General features: G+C 72.2%; 15 protein-coding genes. 11 read left to right on the top strand and 4 right to left on the bottom strand.

What is annotated here, in order from left to right; genetic code table 11:
- The first annotated feature begins 256 nt into the window (after positions 1-256).
- Positions 257-2,281 (top strand): transglycosylase domain-containing protein, encoded by a 2,025-nt coding sequence (locus QWM81_RS01350; RefSeq protein ID WP_435372308.1) that lies wholly within the window; start codon positions 257-259, stop codon positions 2,279-2,281.
- An 89-nt stretch (positions 2,282-2,370) separates the two neighbouring features.
- Here the strand turns inward: QWM81_RS01350 and QWM81_RS01345 are convergent, their stop codons facing one another.
- Entirely contained in the window at positions 2,371-3,681 is a 1,311-nt protein-coding gene (locus tag QWM81_RS01345; RefSeq protein WP_290109499.1) for a polysaccharide deacetylase family protein, read from the bottom strand.
- A 292-nt stretch (positions 3,682-3,973) separates the two neighbouring features.
- Between QWM81_RS01345 and miaB the strand changes: the two genes are divergently transcribed.
- A complete protein-coding gene (gene miaB, locus QWM81_RS01340) occupies positions 3,974-5,464 on the top strand; it encodes a tRNA (N6-isopentenyl adenosine(37)-C2)-methylthiotransferase MiaB (protein WP_435372307.1) in 1,491 nt (496 codons plus the stop codon).
- A gap of 261 nt (positions 5,465-5,725) precedes the next feature.
- On the top strand, positions 5,726-6,436 hold the full coding sequence (locus tag QWM81_RS01335; protein ID WP_290109497.1) for a class III extradiol dioxygenase subunit B-like domain-containing protein: 711 nt from the start codon (positions 5,726-5,728) through the stop codon (positions 6,434-6,436).
- Positions 6,437-6,552: 116 nt separating this feature from the next.
- On the opposite strand, the gene QWM81_RS01330 is transcribed toward QWM81_RS01335, so the two are convergent.
- Both QWM81_RS01330 and QWM81_RS01325 read right to left on the bottom strand, forming a co-directional pair.
- Entirely contained in the window at positions 6,553-6,807 is a 255-nt protein-coding gene (locus QWM81_RS01330; RefSeq protein WP_290109496.1) for an antitoxin, read from the bottom strand.
- A gap of 35 nt (positions 6,808-6,842) precedes the next feature.
- The gene (locus QWM81_RS01325) at positions 6,843-7,094 is read right to left on the bottom strand and encodes a hypothetical protein (RefSeq protein ID WP_290109495.1); all 252 of its coding nucleotides are present in this window, start codon (positions 7,092-7,094) and stop codon (positions 6,843-6,845) included.
- A 182-nt stretch (positions 7,095-7,276) separates the two neighbouring features.
- On the opposite strand from QWM81_RS01325, the gene miaA reads away from it, so the two are divergent.
- The 6 genes from miaA to hflX all read left to right on the top strand — a co-directional run bounded on the left by miaA (position 7,277) and on the right by hflX (position 15,577).
- A complete protein-coding gene (gene miaA, locus QWM81_RS01320; protein WP_290109494.1) occupies positions 7,277-8,215 on the top strand; it encodes a tRNA (adenosine(37)-N6)-dimethylallyltransferase MiaA in 939 nt (312 codons plus the stop codon).
- Positions 8,216-8,322: 107 nt separating this feature from the next.
- Positions 8,323-8,790: a hypothetical protein gene (locus QWM81_RS01315; RefSeq protein WP_290109493.1), complete on the top strand. Its 468-nt coding sequence runs from the start codon at positions 8,323-8,325 to the stop codon at positions 8,788-8,790.
- A 114-nt stretch (positions 8,791-8,904) separates the two neighbouring features.
- Positions 8,905-9,777, top strand: coding sequence for a diaminopimelate epimerase (gene dapF / locus QWM81_RS01310; RefSeq protein WP_290109492.1), 873 nt, complete (start codon positions 8,905-8,907; stop codon positions 9,775-9,777).
- A 139-nt stretch (positions 9,778-9,916) separates the two neighbouring features.
- On the top strand, positions 9,917-12,253 hold the full coding sequence (locus QWM81_RS01305) for a RelA/SpoT family protein (RefSeq protein WP_290109491.1): 2,337 nt from the start codon (positions 9,917-9,919) through the stop codon (positions 12,251-12,253).
- A 96-nt stretch (positions 12,254-12,349) separates the two neighbouring features.
- Positions 12,350-13,879 (top strand): M1 family metallopeptidase, encoded by a 1,530-nt coding sequence (locus QWM81_RS01300; protein WP_290109489.1) that lies wholly within the window; start codon positions 12,350-12,352, stop codon positions 13,877-13,879.
- 192 nt (positions 13,880-14,071) lie between these two features.
- Positions 14,072-15,577: a GTPase HflX gene (gene hflX / locus QWM81_RS01295; RefSeq protein WP_290109487.1), complete on the top strand. Its 1,506-nt coding sequence runs from the start codon at positions 14,072-14,074 to the stop codon at positions 15,575-15,577.
- A gap of 95 nt (positions 15,578-15,672) precedes the next feature.
- On the opposite strand, the gene QWM81_RS01290 is transcribed toward hflX, so the two are convergent.
- Positions 15,673-16,848, bottom strand: a complete 1,176-nt coding sequence (locus tag QWM81_RS01290; protein ID WP_290109486.1) for a trypsin-like serine peptidase — start codon at positions 16,846-16,848, stop codon at positions 15,673-15,675.
- A gap of 274 nt (positions 16,849-17,122) precedes the next feature.
- On the opposite strand from QWM81_RS01290, the gene QWM81_RS01285 reads away from it, so the two are divergent.
- Both QWM81_RS01285 and QWM81_RS01280 read left to right on the top strand, forming a co-directional pair.
- Positions 17,123-18,490 (top strand): diaminobutyrate--2-oxoglutarate transaminase family protein, encoded by a 1,368-nt coding sequence (locus QWM81_RS01285; protein WP_290109485.1) that lies wholly within the window; start codon positions 17,123-17,125, stop codon positions 18,488-18,490.
- A 36-nt stretch (positions 18,491-18,526) separates the two neighbouring features.
- Complete coding sequence (locus QWM81_RS01280) at positions 18,527-20,413, top strand: IucA/IucC family protein (RefSeq protein ID WP_290109484.1); 1,887 nt, start codon at positions 18,527-18,529, stop codon at positions 20,411-20,413.

Below are 20,413 nucleotides of genomic sequence, written 5' to 3'. Positions count from 1 at the left end.
TCGCGTCCGGCCGACGCGGCAGCCGCGCATACCGCGTGCACCGCGCATACCGCGTCGAGCGCGCGTACCGCGTCCACCGCTTGTACGGTGCGTCCGCAGCCGTCTGCGGTGATACGCCGTGGGTAGGCGGGGCAAGCCTGCGGAGCGCGGCATACGACGCGTGGTGCCCGCCGTGGGCGGGCGGCACCCGCTACGGCCGCGACTGCGGCTGTGGCTGGAGCCGGTGGCGAGGCGAGCCATGCCGTGGCTGCGGCGCATGCGCCCCGCGTACCCCCGCCCGGGCCGCGACGGCTACCGGCGCTGGATCCCCTCCCGGCGCCAGCTCCTCGGCGCCTTCCTGATCTGTACGGGACTGCTCACCGCCGGTATCACCGTCGCGTACTGGCGGACGGAGATACCGGAGGACCCCAACTCCTTCGCCACCCAGCAGGACAACGTGTACTTCTGGGCCGACGGCAGCGAGATGGCCACGACCGGGTGGGTCAGCCGGCAGGAGATGCCCTTGGAGCGGGTCCCCGAACACGTCCGCTGGGCCGTACTCGCCGCCGAGAACGCCGGCTTCTACTCCGACCCCGGCATCTCCCCGTCCGGGATCCTCCGCGCCCTGTCCCGCATGGTCGGCGGCGGTGACACCCAGGGCGGCTCGACCATCACCCAGCAGTACGTCAAGAACGTGTACCTGACCCAGGACCAGACGTTCTCGCGCAAGGTCAGCGAAATGCTGCTGGCCATCAAGATGGACAACACGTTCAGCAAGGACGAGATCCTGGAGGGATACCTCAACACCAGCTGGTTCGGGCGCGGCACCTACGGCATCCAGCGGGCCTCCCAGGCGTATTACGGCAAGGAGGTCACCCAACTCAACCCCAGCGAGGCGGCGTTCATGGCCTCCCTGCTCAAGGGCGCGGGGCTGTACGACCCGACCCTGGGGCCCAGGAACCGCGAGCGCGCCGTGGAGCGCTGGAGGTGGACGCTCGACCGCATGGTCGCCATCGGCAAGCTGTCCCCGGCCGAGCGCGCCCGGTACACCACCTTCCCGGAACCCACCCAGACCACCAGTGGCCGCACCGATCTCAACGGACAGCAGGGCTATCTCGTGGAGCTGGCCAAGTCCTACGTCATGCGGACGGAGAAGGTCGGGGAGAAGGACTTCGACCTGGGCGGCTACCAGATCCACACCACCTTCGACCGGAAGCGGACCGACGCCCTCGACAAGGCGGTGCGCGAGGCGCGGCGCAGGCTCGACCCGGAGAAGCGGAAGGCCGACACGTTCGTGCGGACCGGCGCCGCGACGGTGGCCCCCGACGGCCGCATCCTCGCCGTCCACGGCGGGCCGGGCTTCGTGAAGCAGGGCTTCAACGAGGCCAACGCCGTCACAGTCCCCGCCGGTTCGGCGTTCGCGCCCTTCGTCTACGCCGCCGCCCTCAGCGACGGGGTGGTCCGGGAACGGGACGCCCCGCGGCGGACCGTCACCCCCGCCACCACCTACAACGGCCAGAACAACGCGTCCGTGATGACGCCCGAGGGGCCGTACTGGGACCGCAACGGCAAAGTGGTGAAGGGCGAGAACGACGGGGGGAAGGACTGGGGCACGAGCATCACCCTGCGCGACGCCATGATCCATTCGGTGAACTCGACGGTCCTCCAGCTCGGCATGGACACCGGTCTGGACCGCGTGCGCACATACGCCCGCAGAGCCGGTCTCCTGCCGTCCAGCCTCGGTGAACAGGTGCCCGGCTTCGCACTCGGCAACTCCACGCCCAGCGCCATCCGGATGGCCACGGCCTACGGCACCTTCGCCGCCAAGGGGACGCACACGGAGCCGTACTCGGTGGTGCGCGTCACCCGCAACGGCTCGGAGATCGACCTGCCGGACCCCGAGACCGGGCGCGCCTTCTCCGCCGAGGTCGCCGGACAGGTGACGGACGCGCTCACCGGCGCCATGGAGGAGGGGACCGGCCGGGCGGCACGGGTCCCGGGCGTACGCGCGGCCGGCAAGACCGGGACCACCACGGACAACACGGCGGCCTGGTTCGTGGGGTACACCTCCAAGGAGGCCACCGCGGTGGTGCTGTACCGCATGGACCTGCGCAAGCTGGAGCTGCTGCCCCTGGACGGCGTCGCGGGCGGGAGCGGCGAGACCGGCGAGACGGGGGAGAGTGGCGAGACGGGCGAGACCGGCGAGGCCGGGGAGAGCGGCGAGGCCGGCGAGACGCCCGGCAGCGCCCTGCCCGCGACCATCTGGCGGGATTACACGAAGACCGTGGCGGCACGCCCCTGAGCGGGCCGTGCCGCCACCGGGGCATCACACCCCGGGGCCGGCCGGGCGGCCGGTACGTCCGGGGCGCGGTTGCCCCGTCCACATCCCGACTACCTCACGACGGCCTTCCAGTCCGGGCTCTGGGCCGGGTCGAGGCCCTGGAGCCGGGCGAGCACCTTCGGGTCCTGGGCGTCCATCCAGTCGGCCAGCTCCCGGAAGGACACGCACTTCACTTCCTTACGGGGGCAGACCTCCCGCATGACGTCCTCCACCGCGTTCATATAGATGCCGCCGTTCCACTGCTCGAAGTGGTTGCCGATGAACATCGGCGCGCGGCTGCCGTTGAAGACCCGGTTGAAGCCGTTCATATAGGCGTCGCGGGTGGTCTTCTCCCAGGTGGGGTACAGGGCCGGATTCCCGTTCGTCTCGCCCTTGGACTGGTTGTAGAGGAAGTTGAAGTCCATGGAGAGCACCTGGACCTCCTTGCCCGGGTACGGCACCATCTGGAGCGGAAAGTCCCAGATACCGTTCTTCTTCTTGGGCCATATCTGGAAGTCACCGGGTGAGCTGGCGTCATAGCGCCAGCCGAACTGCTTGACCGCGGGGATGAGCGTCTTCTGGCCCTCCAGGCACGGCGCCCGGCCCCCGGTGAACTCACGGTCCGGATCGAAGGGCAGCGGCGGCAGATCCGTGAAGCCCGTGTTGGTCTTCCACTTCTTGACCATGTCGTACATCTGCCGCGTCTCGCTCTTCCACTCCGCGACGCTCCAGTCCCCGCCGCCCTTGGCGCCGCAGAAGTGCCCGTTGAAATGCGAGCCGATCTCGTGCCCGTCCTTCCAGGCCCCGCCCAGCTGCTCCAGCGTGGTCCTGATGTGCTCCTCGGTGGGGTACGAGATGGCTGCCGCGCCGCGCCCGTGCTGCGGCGGGCTGTACAGATCCTTCTTCGCCGAAGGCAGCAGATAGATCCCGGTCAGGAAGAGCGTCATATGGGCCTTGCTCTCCTTGGCCACCTGCCGGAAGTGCGAGAAGAGACGGTCGTCCCCTTCCAGCGCGCCGTCCCACGAGAAGACCACGAACTGCGGAGGCTTCTGCCCCGGCTTGAGGCGTTCCGGCTTGAGCTGTCCCGGCTGTGGCCCGGTGTACGAGGTGGACCCGTCGCCCAGGATCTTCACCTCGCCGTCCCAGGGCTCGTCGTCGCGCCGCTTCCCCGCCTCCGCCTTCCCTCCGGGCCCCTGGGGCTCGGCCGCGGATCCACCGCCCTTGTCGCCGTTCTCACGGGCCACGGCGCTGTCGTCGTCACCGCCGACGAGGAGCCTGCCGCACACCAGGGCGATCGCCACGAGTGCCAGTACGGAGACGACGGATATGACCGTGCGGGAGCGCGCCCGCTTTCGGGCGCGCCTGCGGGCGGTGCGGGGCATCGGCGTTGCTGCTTTCGGGGAAGGAAAGTCGTGGTTTCATCCGGTGTGACGAACTGAATATAGAACGGGTACCTGTCCCGCAGACATCAGTTCCAGCAGACTCCCCGTCCCGCGAAGCCTCTCCGCCCGCGAAGCCTCTCGTCCCGCGAAGCCTCCCGTCCCGCCACGCCTCCCCGTCCGGCGGAGCCTCCCCGGCGCCCGGCGCGGTGATCAGTGGCCGGGGGTACCCCCGGCACCCCCTTACCCTTGATGGGTGACCAGCAGCAGTGACCGGACTGGAGCAGTGGACGAAGTGGGCGTTGCTCGAAGCTACGAGATCCGCACCTACGGGTGCCAGATGAACGTCCACGACTCCGAGCGTCTCTCCGGCCTTCTGGAGGAGGCCGGCTACGTCCGCGCCCCCGAGGGCGCCGATGGTGACGCGGACGTCGTCGTCTTCAACACCTGCGCGGTACGGGAGAACGCCGACAACAAGCTGTACGGCAACCTCGGCCGGCTCGCCCCGATGAAGTCGAAGCGGCCCGGCATGCAGATCGCCGTCGGCGGCTGCCTGGCCCAGAAGGACCGCGACACCATCGTGAAGAAGGCGCCGTGGGTCGACGTCGTCTTCGGTACGCACAACATCGGCAAGCTGCCGGTGCTCCTGGAGCGCGCCCGTATCCAGGAGGAGGCGCAGGTCGAGATCGCCGAGTCCCTCGAAGCGTTCCCCTCCACGCTGCCGACCCGGCGCGAGTCCGCGTACGCCGCGTGGGTGTCGATCTCGGTGGGCTGCAACAACACGTGCACCTTCTGCATCGTCCCCGCGCTGCGCGGCAAGGAGAAGGACCGCCGCCCCGGCGACATCCTCGCCGAGATCGAGGCGCTGGTCGCCGAGGGCGTCTCCGAGATCACCCTGCTCGGCCAGAACGTCAACGCGTACGGCTCCGACATCGGTGACCGCGAGGCGTTCTCCAAGCTGCTGCGCGCCTGCGGGAACATCGAGGGTCTGGAGCGCGTCCGGTTCACCTCCCCGCACCCGCGCGACTTCACCGACGACGTGATCGCCGCGATGGCCGAGACGCCCAACGTGATGCCGCAGCTGCACATGCCGCTGCAGTCCGGCTCCGACACCGTCCTGAAGGCGATGCGCCGCTCGTACCGCCAGGACCGGTACCTCGGGATCATCGAGAAGGTGCGCGCCGCGATCCCGCACGCGGCGATCTCCACCGACATCATCGTGGGCTTCCCCGGTGAGACGGAGGAGGACTTCGAGCAGACCATGCACGTGGTGCGCGAGGCGCGCTTCGCGCAGGCCTTCACCTTCCAGTACTCCAAGCGCCCCGGCACCCCGGCCGCCGAGATGGCCGACCAGATCCCCAAGGCGGTCGTGCAGGCCCGTTACGAGCGCCTGGTCGCCCTCCAGGAGGAGATTTCCTGGGAGGAGAACAAGAAGCAGGTCGGCCGCACCCTGGAGGTCATGGTTGCGGAGGGCGAGGGCCGCAAGGACGACGCCACGCACCGGCTGTCCGGCCGCGCCCCCGACAACCGCCTGGTCCACTTCAGCAAGCCGGAGCAGGACGTCCGCCCCGGCGACGTGGTCACCGTCGAGATCACCTACGCCGCCCCGCACCACCTCCTGGCGGAGGGCCCGACGACGCGGGTACGCCGCACCCGCGCGGGCGACGCCTGGGAGAAGCGGAACGCGGGCGAGGCGGCGAAGCCCCAGGGTGTCCTGCTCGGCCTTCCCCAAATCGGCGCCCCCGCCCCCCTCCCCCCGGTCACCGGCGGCTGCACCGTCAGCTGACCACCCCCAGGGCGACCGCGCCAAGCCTCGGTGCCGCTCCGGCGGGCTGTGCGACGGCTGGGCCGGTCCCGGCGGCCGCGCACAGCACCGGACCGCGCCGACCGGTGCCCGGCCTATGCTTCCGGCCGCGCCGGCCCGCGCCGGCCGTGCAGGCCCCCGCCGGCCCGCGCAGAGCCGCTCCGATCCGGCCGCGCCCGCGCAGGCCCGCTCCGATCCGGCCGCGCCCGCGCGGGCGAGCCGTGAGCGGATACGCTGGCGATCATGCTTGTCGCCGCCGCCGTCTGCCCCTGCCCCCCGCTCCTCGTGCCCGACGTGGCCGCCGGTGCCGCGCCCGAACTCGACGGCTTGCGTACCGCGTGTTCCGACGCGATCGCGGTGCTCGCCGCCTCGCGGCCGGACCGGCTGGTCGTGGTGGGGCCGGGCCACAGCGAGGGGATCGAGCGGTACCCGGAGGGCTCCGTGGGCGACTTCCGGGGCTTCGGCGTCGACGTCGGCGTACGACTCGGTGCGGGCGACGGTACGGGCGACCGGCCGCTGCCCGCCTCCCTCGCCGTGGGCGCCTGGCTCCTCGCGCGCGCCCGGTGGGCCGGCGCCCCGGCCGAGGGCCTCGCCGTGGGGGAGCGACTCGCGCCCGCCCGGTGCGCCGACGCGGGCCGTGAACTGGCCGCGCCGCCCGGGCGCCTGGCCCTCCTCGTGCTGGGCGACGGCAGCGCGTGCCGCAGCCTCAAGGCGCCCGGCTACCTCGATGAGCGCTCCGCCCCCTTCGACCAGCGGGCCGCCCGGGCGCTGGGCGCGGCGGACACGGCGGCCCTGGCCGCGCTGGACGAGCACCTCGCGTACGAGCTGAAGGCGGCCGGTCGCGCGCCCTGGCAGGTCCTGGCGGGCGCCGCCGAGGGCGCGGGCCTGGCGGGCCGGCTGCTGTACGAGGACGCCCCGTACGGCGTCGGCTACTTCGTCGCCGCCTGGTCCTGAAACGCCTGGTCCTGACACGCACCGTCACGACACGCACAACGGCGGACGGCCGCGGAGCACAATGCTCCGCGGCCGTCCGCCGTTGTGAACCCAGGCGTACCCGGAGGGTGACGAGGTCAGGAGGCGGGCGGCGCCGGCGGTGCCGGCGGCGTGCCGCCTTCGTCCTTGTGGGCGATCCGGCCGAGGGCATCCTTGGCCTTGCCCGTACCGGATTCGATCTTGTCGCTGTACTTGCCCTTGGTCTTCTGGTCGACCATCCTGGCGGCCTTTTCAAGCCCCTGGTCGATCTTCCCTTCGTGCTGCTGCGCGAGGTCCGAGACCTTCTCCTTGGCGGGGGCGAGCTTGGCCTTCAACGAATCCAGGAAGCCCATGGGGCACCTTCCCTCGAGTAACCGACGCGGTGATCCTACGTGCGGGCGCCCTCACCGGCCTCATTGTCGGCGGCCTCCTCGGCCGACTGCTGCTTGGGAATGTCCACACCCTCGGCGGCCGGGGCCTCCGGCGTCTTGGCCGCATCGGCCGTGTCCGACGTCTCCGGCTCGGCCGCCGCGCCGTCCGCGGGGTCCTGGCCCTCCGCCGGCGTGGCGACCGCCGTCTCCCCGTCCGAAGCCTCGGCAGACTCCTTGCCCTTCCGGCGAAACCGTGCAAAAACGCCCATATCAACTCCATAGCGTACTCGTGTGGGCGAAATTCCGCGCCGTCCGGAGCGTCCCATTGCGTCGCCCGGTGGAGCCGGTCCGTAAACCGGCGGTCGGAACCTCGCAACAGGCAACGACGCCGAATCCATGCCGTCACGTAACTCGTTCGGGGACGGGCCAGGACGTTTGCGAGACTGGGACGGTGAGAAGTGCAGCTCCCGCCCCGCGGGTCATCGCCGTCGTCGGTCCCACAGCGGCCGGAAAGTCCGATCTGGGCGTCCACCTCGCCCAGCGGCTGGGCGGCGAAGTCGTCAACGCCGACTCCATGCAGCTCTACCGGGGGATGGACATCGGCACCGCCAAGCTGACGCCCGAGGAGCGCGGCGGCATCCCGCACCACCTCCTGGACATCTGGGACGTCACCGAAACGGCCAGCGTCGCCGAGTACCAGAGGCTGGCCCGCGCGGAGATCGACCGGCTCCTCGCCGCGGGCCGTACGCCGGTCCTCGTCGGCGGTTCCGGGCTGTACGTACGCGGCGCCATCGACGCCCTGGAATTCCCCGGCACGGACCCCGTCGTCCGCGCCCGCCTGGAAGACGAACTCGAAGCGCGCGGCTCCGGCGTGCTGCACGCCCGCCTCGCCGCCGCCGACCCTCAGGCCGCGCACGCCATCCTGCCCAGCAACGGCCGCCGCATCGTCCGGGCCCTGGAGGTCATCGAGATCACCGGCAAGCCCTTCACGGCCAACCTCCCCGGCCACGACTCGGTGTACGACACCCTCCAGATCGGCGTCGACGTCGAACGCCCCGAACTCGACGACCGGATCACCGCGCGCGTGGACCGGATGTGGGCGGCCGGACTGGTCGACGAGGTCCGGGAACTGGAGGCACGCGGCCTGCGCGAGGGCCGCACCGCCTCCCGCGCCCTCGGCTATCAGCAGGTGCTCGCCGCGCTCGCGGGGGAGTGCACCGAGGAGGAGGCGCGCGCCGAAACCGTACGCGCCACCAAGCGGTTCGCGCGCCGCCAGGACTCCTGGTTCCGCCGCGACCCGCGCGTCCACTGGCTGAGCGGCGCCACCGCGCACCGGGCGGAACTCCCACGCCAGGCGGAGGCGTTGGTCGAACGAGCGGTTACAGCCTGATCACGTGATGGCATCGGGACGCCCTGCCCGTCATTGCGGCGGTCAAGGGCGTGCCATCATCGAGCATCGATCGTCCAGTGGAATCCGAGTGGGGAGGGCGCGTGGCGATGGAGGCCGGCCCTCGCGACAGAGAACAGCGGGAAACACCGGACGGAAGCCGGCTGGGCAGTGACGCACCGGGCCTGAGCCCGGACGGCCCCGACCTCAACGAGGACGGGACGCCGGAGATCACCCCCGACGAGGTGGAGGTCGAACTGCGCCCGCAGCGCAAGCTGCGCATCTGGCAGCTCGCCCCCATCGTGGGGCTCGCCACCCTCGGCTCCCTGATGTTCGCCTTCCCCCTCGCCTTCGGCTCGGGCGACGGCGGCGCGGTCCTCGCCATGCTGGGCCTCCTGCTGTGCGGCTGCGCCGCCGGCTGGGGCCTGATGGCCGCCCGCCGCGTCGGATACACCTGGCCCGGACTGCCCGCCCGCGGCTCCGGCGAGCGCCCCGACTGGCGGATCATCGTGCTGTACGCGGTCGGCGTCGCCGTACCGGTCGCACTGGCCGTCTGGCGAGTCGCCCGCCTCCGCTGAGGCGCCCGGCCGGCCCGACGGCGCGCCGCCCCGGCTCCAGCCCGCCTGCCTCCGCCGAGGGCGCCCCGGCCGGCTCGCGGACCGTTGTCGTACCCCACCCGTACGATTGATCGCATGACCACCGCTCCCCTCGCCTTCCTCAAGGGCCACGGCACCGAGAACGACTTCGTGATCGTGCCCGACCCGGACAACGCCATCGACCTGCCCGCGCCCCGCGTGGCGCGCGTCTGCGACCGCCGGGCCGGCGTCGGCGGCGACGGGCTGCTGCACGTGGTCAGGTCCGCCGCCCACCCCGAGGCGCGGGACATGGCGGGCGAGGCCGAGTGGTTCATGGACTACCGCAACGCCGATGGCTCGGTCGCCGAGATGTGCGGCAACGGCATCCGCGTCTTCGCCCGCTACCTCCAGCACGCCGGCCACGTCACCGCCGGTGACATCGCCATCGCCACCCGAGCGGGCGTCAAGCGCGTCCACCTCGCCAAGAACGGGGACGTGACCGTCTCCATGGGCCGCGCCCTGCTCCCCGAGGACGGCGTCACCGTGACCGTGGGCGGCCGCAGCTGGGCCGCGCGGAACGTGAACATGGGCAACCCGCACGCCGTGGCCTTCGTCGAGGATCTGGACCACGCCGGTGACCTGCGCTCCGCGCCGCCGTTCAGCCCCGCCGCGGTCTACCCGGACGGGGTCAACATCGAGTTCGTCGCCGACCGCGGCCCGCGCCACGTGGCGATGCGCGTCCACGAGCGCGGCGCCGCCGAGACCCGCTCCTGCGGCACGGGCGCGTGCGCGGTGGCCGTCGCCGCGGCCCGCCGGGACGGCGCCGACCCGGCCGAGACGGGGACACCGGTCACGTACACCGTGGACGTCCTCGGCGGCACGCTGACGATCACCGAGCGCCCGGACGGGGAGGTCGAGATGACCGGCCCCGCGGTCATCGTCGCCGAAGGCCACATCGACCCTTCGTGGTGGGACACGGCTCTCGCCTGACCTTCGCTCGAATGGGTGATCCGGTTCACTCTGGGCGAGAGCGGGTCAGCGCTACGTGATGGGCTCGGTAGCATCAAGCACCGGCCCGGGCGGGCACGCCTTGCCCGCCCACCGCCGGTCGACGCCGCCGGAGGTGCCCATGAGCGCAGAGGCCACCAACCCCGCCCCCAGCCGACGGCGCGGCCGCCCGAGGATCGACCTCCGGAGGCTCGGCCGCGCCGCCCTGCTCGGTCCCGCCACCCGAGACCGGCTGCCCGACGCGATCAGCCACGTGGCAGAGGCGCACCGGGCCCACTACCCCGACGCGGACCTGGCCGTGCTGCGACGGGCGTATGTGCTCGCCGAGTCCTCGCACCGCGGCCAGTTCCGCAAGAGCGGCGAGCCCTACATCACCCACCCCCTGGCCGTCACCCTGATCCTGGCCGAACTGGGCGCCGAGACCACCACCTTGACCGCCTCCCTCCTCCACGACACCGTCGAGGACACGGATGTGACGCTCGAACAGGTCAGGGAGGAGTTCGGCGAAGAGGTCTGCTACCTCGTCGACGGCGTCACCAAACTGGAGAAGGTCGACTACGGCGCCGCCGCCGAGCCCGAGACCTTCCGCAAGATGCTCGTCGCCACCGGCAACGACGTACGCGTCATGTCCATCAAACTCGCCGACCGGCTGCACAACATGCGCACCCTCGGCGTGATGCGCCCCGAGAAACAGGCCCGCATCGCCAAGGTCACCCGCGACGTCCTCATCCCGCTCGCCGAACGGCTCGGCGTACAAGCCCTCAAAACCGAGTTGGAGGACCTGGTCTTCGCCATCCTCCACCCCGCCGAGTACGAGGCCACCCGCGCGCTCATCGCCGACAACGCCACCGCCGGGGACGCGCTGGCCGCCATCGCCGACGACGTCAGGAGCGTGCTCCGGGAGGCCGGCATCACCGCCGAAGTCCTCATCAGGCCACGGCACTTCGTCTCCGTACACCGGGTCAAACTCAAACGCGGAGAGCTGCGCGGCACCGACTTCGGACGGCTGCTGGTCCTGGTCGGGGAGGACGCCGACTGCTACGGAGTCCTCGGCGAGCTGCACACCTGCTTCACCCCGGTGATCTCCGAGTTCAAGGACTTCATCGCGGCGCCCAAGTTCAACCTGTACCAGTCGCTGCACACCGCCGTCGCCGCGCCGGACGGTTCGGTCGCCGAAGTGCTCATCCGTACGCACCAGATGCACAAGGTCGCCGAAGCGGGCGTCGTCGCCCTCGGCAACCCGTACGCCGCACCCGCCGATGCCTCCCAGGCGCCCGATACCTCCCAGGCACCCGATACCTCCGAGGCCGCCGATACCTCCGAGGCGCCCGAGGCTTCCGGCAACGGCGAGGACGGGGAGCGCGCCGACCCCACCCGGCCCGGCTGGTTGTCCCGGCTGCTGGAGTGGCAGCAGGCCGCCCCCGACCCCGACACCTTCTGGACGTCGCTCCGCGCCGACCTGGCGCAGGACGGCGAGATCACCGTCTTCCGCCCGGACGGCGGCACACTCGCCCTGCCGGCGGGCGCGACCTGCGTGGACGCCGCGTACGCGCAGTACGGCGAGGCGGCGCACACCTGCATCGGCGCGCGCGTCAACGGCCGGCTGGCGACGCTGGGTACGGTCCTCGGCGACGGGGACACCGTGCAGCTGCTGCTGGCCCAGGACTCGCCGCGGGGAACCGCCCGCGGCACGCGACAGGACGCGGCCGCCGATCCCGCCCAGGACGCCGCCTCCGGGCCCTCGCCGGACTGGCTGGAGCACGCCCGCACCCCGGCCGCCCGGATCGCCATCACCGGCTGGCTCGCCGCGCACCCGCAGACCGCGAAGCTCCCCGCGGCCGACCCCGTTCCCCGGCCCGCCACCGCGAGTCCGAGCCCAGGACCGGACCCTCACCGCCAGCCGGACCCCCACCGCCAGCCGGACCCCCACCGCCAGCCGGACCCGGCCCGGTACCCGGACCCCCACCGGCACCGGGATCCCGACAGGCACGCCGCCCCCGCGGCGAACGCCGTCGTCGCCGACCTGCCCGACGCCACCGTGCGGCTGGCCCGCTGCTGCACGCCCGTGCCGCCCGACGCGGTCACCGGCTTCGCGGTACGCGGCGGGAACGTCACCGTCCACCGCACCGGCTGCCCCGCCGTACGGCGCATGGAGGCGGTCGGGCGCGTGCCGGTGGCCGTGCGCTGGGGTGAGGCGGCCGAGTGCCGGGTCACGCTGGTCGCCGAGTCGTTCGGGCGGCCGCGGCTGCTCGCCGACCTCACCGAGGCGATCGCCACGGCGGGCGCCGCGATCGTCTCGGCCACCGTCGAACCGCCCAGCGAGCAGCGCGTCCGGCACACGTACACGCTCCAGATCCCCGACGCGGCCCAGCTGCCCGCCCTGATGCGCGCCATGCGCGACGTGGCGGGCGTGTACGACGTGCGCCGAGCCCAGCAGCCCGCCGCGGCCACCGGCTGAACGCCCCACCCCGCCGGGGCGCGTCCCGAGGCCGTTCGGGTGCGCGGGGCGCGCGCCGTCACTGCGCGCGCCCCCCGCGCTGGTAGCGGTTGCTCCATGTCCCTCACATCCCGCTCGTCCCGACGCCTCCGGGTGGCCCTGGTGGCCGCGGCCTCGGCCGGTCTGATCGGCGCGGCGCTGCCCGCGCCCGAGCCGCTCGGCATCGGCGACCCGCTCTTCCCCCACCTGGGCAACCCGGGCTACGACGTTCTCGCCTACGACATCGCCTTCACCTACCACGGTGACAACAGCAAGCCGCTGGACGCCGTCACCAAGATCGACGCACGGGCCACCGACCGGCTCGACCGCATCAACCTGGACTTCACGCACGGAACCGTCCGCTCCGTCGAGGTCGACGGCCGGCCCGCCGAGTTCGCGCTCAGCGGTGAGGACCTGGTCATCGAGCCCTCCGAGGCGGTGGAAGACGGCGCCCCGGTGCACATCGCCGTCACCCACACCAGCGACCCGGCCGGGCCCAGGAACACCGGTGGCTGGATCCGCACCGCCGACGGGCTCGCGATGGCCAACCAGGCCGACGCCGCCCACCGCGTCTTCCCCGGCAACGACCACCCCTCCGACAAGGCGTACTTCACCTTCCGTATCACCGCCCCCAAGAACCTCACGGTGGTCGCCAACGGGCGCAAGACGGCACAGGTGCTCGCCGGGAACACCCAGAGCTGGCTGTACCGCGGCAGCCGCCCCATGGCCACCGAACTGGCCCAGGTCTCCATCGGCCGCTCCACCGTCGTCCACCGCACCGGCCCGCACGGCCTGCCGGTGCGCGACGTGGTGCCGTCCGCCGACGTCAACCGCATGGAACCCTGGCTGAAGAAGACCCCCGCCCACCTGGAGTGGATGGAGCGGAAGGTCGGCCGCTACCCCTTCGAGACGTACGGCCTGCTCATCGCCGACGCCGAGACCGGTTTCGCGCTGGAGACGCAGACGCTCTCGCTCTTCGAGCGCTCCCTGTTCACCCGGGGCGGTCTGCCCGCCTGGTACATCGAATCGATCATGGTCCATGAGCTGGCCCACCACTGGTTCGGCAACAGCGTCTCGCCGCGCACCTGGTCCGACCTGTGGCTCAACGAAGGGCACGCCACCTGGTACGAGGCGCTGTACGCGGAGGAGACGGCGAAGCACCCCCTGGAGCGGCGGATGCGGCTGGCGTACGCCGAGTCCGACGGCTGGCGCGCGGCGGGCGGGCCGCCGGCCGCGCCCAAGCGGCCCGCGGCGGGACAGAAGATCAGTCTGTTCCGGCCGGTCGTCTACGACGGCAGCGCCCTGGTCCTGTACGCGCTGCGGCAGGAGATCGGCAAGGACGCCTTCGACCGGCTGGAGCGTCGCTGGGTGACGGAGTACGCGCACGGGACCGCGGGTACCGCGGACTTCGTACGGCTCGCCTCAGAGGTGGCGGGCCGGGACCTGACCGCGTTCCTGAAGGGATGGCTGTACGGGGAGCGGACCCCGAAGATGCCGGGCCACCCGGACTGGCGCAGCAAAGCCCCGGCCAAGGCGGCCGGGAAGGGTGCCGAAAACGGCGCCGGTCACGGGGGTGGGCACCACCCCGCGCGTCCCGCCAAGCCCTGAAAACCGGGGTGACGGGCCCGGCCGTACCGTGCGACCATCGAGGGGTCGGCGGCGCTGCCGGGCCCGTGGTATGCCAAGGGCCCGCCCCGGGAATGATCCGGGGGAGTCACGCGTTGTGACTGGTGTACCGAGTTTTTTGGCATTTTCCGCTCGAGTCCGCGAGCTCGAGTCATCCCACGACGTAAGGATCCAATGACCTCCTCTTCATCCCCTTCCCAGGACGCGCAGAGCTTCGCGGACACCAACCGCACCGAGAGCCTTCGGGCCGATGCCCTGATGGAAGAGGACGTCGCCTGGAGCTACGAGATCGACGAAGAGCGGGACGGCGACCAGTTCGACCGCTCCGAGCGGGCCGCGCTGCGACGGGTGGCCGGTCTCTCCACCGAGCTCGAAGACGTCACCGAGGTCGAGTACCGGCAGCTGCGCCTGGAGCGCGTGGTGCTGGTCGGCGTCTGGACCTCGGGGACCGTGCAGGACGCGGAGAACTCCCTCGCCGAGCTGGCCGCGCTCGCCGAGACGGCGGGTGCGCTGGTGCTCGACGGGGTGATCCAGCGCCGCGACAAGCCGGACCCGGCCACGTACATCGGATCGGGCAAGGCGAACGAGCTGCGTGACATCGTGCTCGAAACCGGGGCCGACACCGTCGTCTGCGACGGTGAGCTCAGCCCCGGACAGCTGATCCACCTGGAGGACGTCGTCAAGGTCAAGGTGGTCGACCGGACCGCCCTGATCCTCGACATCTTCGCCCAGCACGCCAAGTCCCGGGAGGGCAAGGCGCAGGTCTCGCTGGCGCAGATGCAGTACATGCTGCCTCGGCTGCGAGGCTGGGGCCAGTCGCTGTCCCGGCAGATGGGTGGCGGTGGCTCGGGCTCCTCGGGTGGCGGTATGGCCACACGTGGCCCCGGTGAGACCAAGATCGAGACGGACCGGCGCCGGATCCGCGAGAAGATGGCGAAGATGCGCCGTGAGATCGCGGAGATGAAGACCGGCCGTGACATCAAGCGGCAGGAGCGGCGCCGCAACAAGGTGCCGTCGGTCGCGATCGCCGGTTACACCAACGCCGGCAAGTCGTCCCTGCTCAACCGGCTGACGGGCGCGGGCGTCCTCGTGGAGAACGCGCTGTTCGCCACCCTCGACCCGACCGTGCGCCGGGCCGAGACGCCCAGTGGCCGCCTGTACACGCTGGCGGACACCGTGGGGTTCGTCCGGCACCTGCCGCACCACCTCGTCGAGGCGTTCCGCTCCACCATGGAGGAGGTCGGCGACTCCGACCTGATCCTGCACGTGGTGGACGGCTCGCACCCGGCGCCGGAGGAGCAGCTGGCCGCCGTGCGCGAGGTGATCCGCGACGTCGGCGCCACGGACGTCCCCGAGATCGTCGTCATCAACAAGGCGGACGCCGCCGATCCGCTCGAACTGCAGCGGCTGCTGCGCATCGAGCGGCACGCGATCGCGGTCTCCGCGCGGACCGGTGAGGGCATCGACGAGCTGCTCGCGCTCATCGACGCCGAGCTGCCGCGGCCGAAGGTCGAGATCGAGGTGCTCCTTCCGTACACGCAGGGCGGGCTGGTCTCGCGTGTGCACACCGAGGGCGAGGTGCTCTCCGAGAAGCACACCCCGGAGGGCACGCTGCTCAAGGCGCGGGTGCACGAGGAACTGGCCGCGTCGCTGACGCCGTTCGTACCGGTCGCGCACTGAGCCGATGGCGTGACCGCATGACCGCATGACCGGAGGCCCGCCCCCTCTCCACGAGGGGCGGGCCTCCGGTCATGTCCGGTGCCCCGGAGCGGGGGTTACCGGCCGGCGAACTTCTCGCTGACCGCTTCGTAGACGCCCTTCGCCTCGGCACCCAGGCGCGGACCGGCGAGCCAGCCCGCCGTCACCGGCCCGATCGAGGTGTTGGACACCAGGGCGGGCTTGCCGTCCCGGCCCGTCGCGACCCAGCCGCCACCGGAGGACCCGCCCGTCATGGTGCAGCCGATGCGGTACATCGTCGGCTGCGCCGCCTCGATGGACAGCCGGCCCGGCTTGTCGGCGCACTGGAACATCTTCTGGCCGTCGAACGGCGGGGCCGCCGGGTAACCGGTCGCCTCCATGCTCGTGATCTTCTGCGCGGCCGGGGCGCTGAACTCCACTGGCAGTGCCGAACCGACCGTCTCCTCCAGCGACTTGCCGTTACCGCCCTTCTCCGGCGTCACATGAATGACGGCGAAGTCGTACGGAGCGCCCTGACCACCGGTGGCGGCACCCTGGGCGATCCACTGCTCGGACGTCTGCGCCCAGTCCCCCCACCACACGCCGTACGGCGCGATCTCCTCGCGGGTCGCGTTCTCCAGCTCGGCCGTGGACATGCCGCTGTCGTTGTACGAGGGGACGAAGGCGATGTTGCGGTACCAGCCGCCGTTCTTGCCGGCGTGCACGCAGTGGCCCGCCGTCCACACCAGGTTGGACTTGCCGGGGTTGGCGGGGTCCTTCACCACGGTCGCGGAGCACACCATCGAGCCTTCGGGGCCGTCGAAGAGCACCTTCCCGGCCTCCGGGGCGCCGGAGTGGTACGGCGCCCCGACCGGCCGCGCCTCCACGGGCTCGGGCGCCGGGTCGGTGACGGCCTCGTCGCCGGAGATGTCCTCCTCCTCGACCGGCCGGTCGGGCTCCTGCGCGTCCCGCATCCGGTCCGGGTCCCACAGGTCCTCGATGATGGGGTTGACGAAGTCCTTGGCCTCACGCAGCCAGGTGTCCTTGTCCCAGTTCTTCCACTCGCCGTTCTTCCACTTGTCCAGATCGATCCCGTGCTCCTTGAGCCGGTCCTTCAGATCGTCCGGAATCGTGATCTTGCCGTCGGGCGTCTGGCCGGCCGAAGCCGTGGGCGCACCGCCCGCGTTGTCCTCACCCGGGCCGCAGGCCGTGGCCGTCAGCGCCAGCGCCGCGGCGACGGAGGCTGCGGCGAGCAGCGGGCGTATGGGTCGCATGTCCTGATCCCCCTGGGACTTCGTAACAGAGCACTTCTCAACATCGGCACCGGAGTGCGGCCCCCACTATGCCGGTGCCCCGGATGACGGCGTGCGGCAGGGCCGCGGTTGCGCCGGACAGAGGACGCACAAGGATCTTGGCGGTGGCCGTGATCCTGAACACATGTCGTCGTTGGTACGTACGGGGGACACAAGGACGGCGCTCGCGGCCTTCCTGCGGCGGACGAGCTACATACCGATGTGCAACGCACCCTTACCGGGAGGACCCGAAGCCGTGGCCGTGACCGAATCCGCCCCGGTGGCACCGACGTCCGCACACGAGGGCATCCTGCGCCGCCAGTCGCTCCGCGAATCGGCGGCCCGCACCTATGCCCGCTCCCTGCCGATCGTCCCGGTGCGCGCACGAGGCCTGACGATCGAAGGCGCGGACGGCCGCCGCTACCTCGACTGCCTGTCCGGAGCGGGCACCCTGGCCCTCGGGCACAACCACCCGGTGGTCCTGGAGGCGATCAGGAAAGTCCTCGACTCGGGCGCCCCCCTGCACGTCCTCGACCTGGCCACCCCCGTCAAGGACGCCTTCACCACCGAGCTGTTCGCCACGTTGCCCCGCCAACTGGCCGACGACGCACGCATCCAGTTCTGCGGGCCGGCCGGCACGGACGCGGTCGAGGCCGCGCTCAAACTCGTCCGCAACGCGACCGGCCGCCGCGGCCTGCTCGCCTTCACCGGCGCGTACCACGGCATGACGGCCGGGGCCCTGGCCGCGTCCGGCGGCGCCACGGACGTCCGCGTGACCCGCCTCCCGTACCCGCACGACTACCGCTGCCCCTTCGGCGTCGGCGGTGAGCGCGGCGCCGAACTCGCCGCCCGCTGGACCGAGAGCCTCCTGGACGACCCCAAGAGCGGAGTGCCCGCCCCGGCCGGGATGATCCTCGAACCGGTGCAGGGCGAGGGCGGTGTGATCCCCGCGCCCGACACCTGGATGCGCCGGATGCGGCGGATCACCGCCGCCCGCTCCATCCCGCTCATCGCGGACGAGGTGCAGACGGGCGTCGGCCGGACCGGGGCGTTCTGGGCGGTGGAGCACAGCGGTGTCGTCCCCGATGTGATGGTCCTGTCCAAGGCCATCGGCGGCTCCCTCCCCCTGGCCGTCATCGTCTACAGGTCCGGCCTCGACGTCTGGCAGCCCGGCGCCCACGCCGGCACCTTCCGCGGCAACCAGCTCGCCATGGCGGCCGGCGCGGCCACCCTCGCCTTCGTACGCGAAAACCGCCTCGCCGAGCGCGCGGCCGTCCTCGGGGCGCGCATGGTGGGGCAGCTCCAGGGCCTGGCGGCGGCCCACCGGTGCATCGGCGACGTACGCGGCAGGGGCCTCATGATCGGCGTCGAGCTCGTGACCCCGGACGACACCGCCGACGTACCGCCCCCGGACCCCTCCCTCGCCGCGGCGGTCCAGCGCGAGTGCCTCAAGCGCGGTCTCATCGTCGAACTCGGCGGCCGCCACGCCGGCGTCGTACGCCTCCTGCCTCCGCTGACGCTCACCGACGAACAGGCGGATGCCGTCCTCGACCGCTTCACCGACGCCCTCGCGGCCGCCGAGCGCCTGCCCCACGAGCCGAGCGGCACAGGTCCGTCCCGCTGAACCGGCCCCCCACACCCTCACCAGAAAGCGCCCTCCGTGAACCCCACCCCCGCACCCGAAGCAGCCGGCGCCGACGGCCACCCCACCGCCCCGCACCGCGGACCGGACGCCGCGCGCGGGCCCCTCACGGTCGAGTCGACAACCGTGCCGCGCCAGCAGCCGGGGGCGTACGCCGAGCAGCGCACCCCCCTGCCGGCGGTGGCCGCGGACCCCCTCGACCACCCGGACGCGCACCGCGCCGCGGACGCCGCGACCATCGAGAACCTGCTCCGCTGCTGGGTACGGGAGAAGAACCTCGCCCAACCGGCCGGCACCACCCTGCGCGTCCCTCTCGACGTCAGCGGGACCGCCCTGCTCGTCCCCGTCCACTACTGGTCGCCCACCGGCTGGCACCGCTTCGGCCCGCCCTGTCTCGAAGGCGCCCCGCACACCGCCCCGCCCGCCGACGCGGTCACCGTCGCCGCCCTCCTCGGCCGGGAGTCGGGCACCCGCGAAAGCGCCGACCTGGTCGGCAGGGTCGCCGACTCGGCCCGCCGCACCGCCGAGTTCATCGCCCACCGGCGCCACCACCCCGGCGCCGGGCCCGACGCCGACCTGTTCCTCACCGCCGAGCAGTCCCTGCTGCTGGGCCACCCGCTCCATCCCACACCCAAGAGCCGCGAAGGGCTGTCGGACTCCGAAGCCAGGCTGTACTCACCGGAGTTGAACGGCGCGTTCCCCCTGCACTGGATGGCCGTCCACCGGTCCGTACTGGCCGCCGACTCCGCCTGGTCCGAACAGGGCCGCACCGTGCCCGCCGATCAGCTCACCGCCCGCCTCGCCAAGGGCCTCACCCTCCCCGACAACACCGCCGCCCTGCCCCTGCACCCCTGGCAGGCCCGCGAACTGCTCCACCGCCCCGCCGTCACCCGGCTGCTGTCCGCCGGTCTCCTTCACGACCTCGGCTCCCACGGCGAACCCTGGCATCCCACCTCCTCCGTCCGGACCGTCCACCAGCCCGGCGCCGACGCCATGCTGAAGCTGTCCCTCGGCGTACGCATCACCAACTCCCGCCGCGAGAACCTCCGCAAGGAGCTCCACCGGGGCGTCGAGGTGCACCGCCTGCTGCGCACCGGCCTCACCGAGCAGTGGCGGGCCGTCCACCCGACGTTCGACATCGTGCGCGACCCGGCGTGGCTCGCCGTCGACACCCCCTCCGGCGAGCCCGTCCCGGGGCTCGACGTCATGCTCCGCCACAACCCCTTCGGCCACGGCGACGACGCCGTCTGCATCGCGAGCCTCACCACCCCCCGGCCCTGGCCCGGCTCCACCCGGATGCGTTCGCGCCTCGCCGTCACCGTGTCCCGGCTCGCCACCCGCACCGGCCGCCCCACCGGAGCCGTCGCCGCCGAGTGGTTCCTGCGCTACCTGGACCAGGTCGTCCGGCCCGTGCTGTGGCTGGACGGCACGGCCGGCGTGGCCCTGGAGGCCCACCAGCAGAACACCCTGGTCATCCTGGACCCCGACGGCTGGCCCCGAGGCGGCCGCTACCGCGACAACCAGGGCTACTACTTCCGTGAGTCCCACCGCGCCGCACTGGAACGCCGGCTCCCCGGCATCGGCGTCCACAGCGACACCTTCGTCTCCGACGACGTCACCGACGAGCGCTTCGCCTACTACCTCGGCATCAACAACGTCCTCGGCCTGATCGGCGCCTTCGGCGCCCAGCGCCTCGCCGACGAACGCCTCCTCCTCGCCGCCTTCCGGCGGTTCCTCACCGGCGCCACCGGCCTCGGCTCACCGCTCCCGGCCCGCCTCCTGGAGAGCCCGACTCTGCGCTGCAAGGCCAACCTCCTCACCCGTCTGCACGGCCTCGATGAACTCGTCGGCCCCGTCGACACCCAGTCCGTGTACGTCACCATCACCAACCCCCTGCGCCGCTGA

Source organism: Streptomyces ficellus, assembly GCF_030406405.1.
Lineage (GTDB): Bacteria > Actinomycetota > Actinomycetes > Streptomycetales > Streptomycetaceae > Streptomyces > Streptomyces ficellus_B.
Note: the sequence above shows the minus strand (reverse complement) of the source record. Positions and strands in the feature narration are given on the sequence as shown.

Excerpts from the sequence above, each read along its gene's own strand:
- QWM81_RS01350 (WP_435372308.1), top strand. The coding sequence starts at position 257 with ATGCGCCCCGCGTACCCCCGCCCGGGCCGCGACGGCTACCGGCGCTGG.
- QWM81_RS01345 (WP_290109499.1), bottom strand. The coding sequence starts at position 3,681 with ATGCCCCGCACCGCCCGCAGGCGCGCCCGAAAGCGGGCGCGCTCCCGC.
- QWM81_RS01335 (WP_290109497.1), top strand. The coding sequence starts at position 5,726 with ATGCTTGTCGCCGCCGCCGTCTGCCCCTGCCCCCCGCTCCTCGTGCCC.
- QWM81_RS01330 (WP_290109496.1), bottom strand. The coding sequence starts at position 6,807 with ATGGGCTTCCTGGATTCGTTGAAGGCCAAGCTCGCCCCCGCCAAGGAG.
- QWM81_RS01325 (WP_290109495.1), bottom strand. The coding sequence starts at position 7,094 with ATGGGCGTTTTTGCACGGTTTCGCCGGAAGGGCAAGGAGTCTGCCGAG.
- QWM81_RS01315 (WP_290109493.1), top strand. The coding sequence starts at position 8,323 with ATGGAGGCCGGCCCTCGCGACAGAGAACAGCGGGAAACACCGGACGGA.
- dapF (WP_290109492.1), top strand. The coding sequence starts at position 8,905 with ATGACCACCGCTCCCCTCGCCTTCCTCAAGGGCCACGGCACCGAGAAC.
- QWM81_RS01305 (WP_290109491.1), top strand. The coding sequence starts at position 9,917 with ATGAGCGCAGAGGCCACCAACCCCGCCCCCAGCCGACGGCGCGGCCGC.
- QWM81_RS01300 (WP_290109489.1), top strand. The coding sequence starts at position 12,350 with ATGTCCCTCACATCCCGCTCGTCCCGACGCCTCCGGGTGGCCCTGGTG.
- hflX (WP_290109487.1), top strand. The coding sequence starts at position 14,072 with ATGACCTCCTCTTCATCCCCTTCCCAGGACGCGCAGAGCTTCGCGGAC.
- QWM81_RS01290 (WP_290109486.1), bottom strand. The coding sequence starts at position 16,848 with ATGCGACCCATACGCCCGCTGCTCGCCGCAGCCTCCGTCGCCGCGGCG.